At 72.9% G+C, this 885-nt stretch carries 1 protein-coding gene; it reads left to right on the top strand.

From position 1 onward, the window contains the following. Positions 1–885: S1 family peptidase (locus IQ279_RS27535; protein ID WP_206352043.1), on the top strand; the 885-nt coding region annotated here is incomplete at both ends.

The following is an 885-nucleotide window of genomic DNA, read 5'->3' as shown; positions in this document are numbered from 1 at the left end:
CTTCGCCGGCGCCTGGGTGGCGGGCGACGACTCCGCCACCCTCACCGTCGCCACCACCGACGCCTCCGAGGCATCCGCCATCACCGGGGCGGGCGCCCGCGCCAAGGTCGTCGAGCACGGCATGGACGAGCTCAAGGCCGCCAAGGCCGCGCTGGACCGGGCCGCCGGGAAGAACGCCACCACCGCCGCGCCCGTGTGGTACATCGACGTGAAGACCAACTCCGTCGTCGTCCGCGCCTCGGACACCGGCAAGGCCCGCGCCTTCGCCGAGGCCGCCGGAGCCGACACCGGCCTGGTGCGCGTGGTGAAGTCCGCCGAGCGGCCCCGCCCGCTGTACGACCTGCGCGGCGGCGAGGCCTACTACATCAACGGATCCGGTCGCTGCTCGATCGGCTTCCCCGTCACCAAGGGCAGCCAGCAGGGCTTCGTCACCGCCGGCCACTGCGGCACCAGCGGCAGCTCCACCACCGGCTACAACCAGGCCGCCCAGGGCACCTTCCAGGGCTCGTCCTTCCCCGGCAACGACTACGCCTGGGTCGCGGCCAACTCCAACTGGACCGCCACCCCGTACGTGAAGACCTCCAGCGGCAGCGTCCGGGTCGCCGGCTCCACCCAGGCCACCGTCGGCGCCTCCGTCTGCCGCTCGGGCTCCACCACCGGCTGGCACTGCGGCACCATCCAGCAGCACAACACCAGCGTCACCTACCCCGAGGGCACCATCACCGGCGTGACGCGGACCACCGTGTGCGCCGAGCCCGGCGACTCCGGCGGCTCCTACATCTCCGGCAACCAGGCCCAGGGCGTCACCTCCGGCGGCTCCGGCAACTGCCGCACCGGCGGCACCACCTACTACCAGCCGGTCAACGAGATCCTCTCCGCCTACGG

It is taken from the genome of Streptomyces verrucosisporus (assembly GCF_017114865.1).
Lineage (GTDB): Bacteria > Actinomycetota > Actinomycetes > Streptomycetales > Streptomycetaceae > Streptomyces > Streptomyces fenghuangensis.
This window is presented reverse-complemented; position numbering and strand designations above follow the sequence as displayed.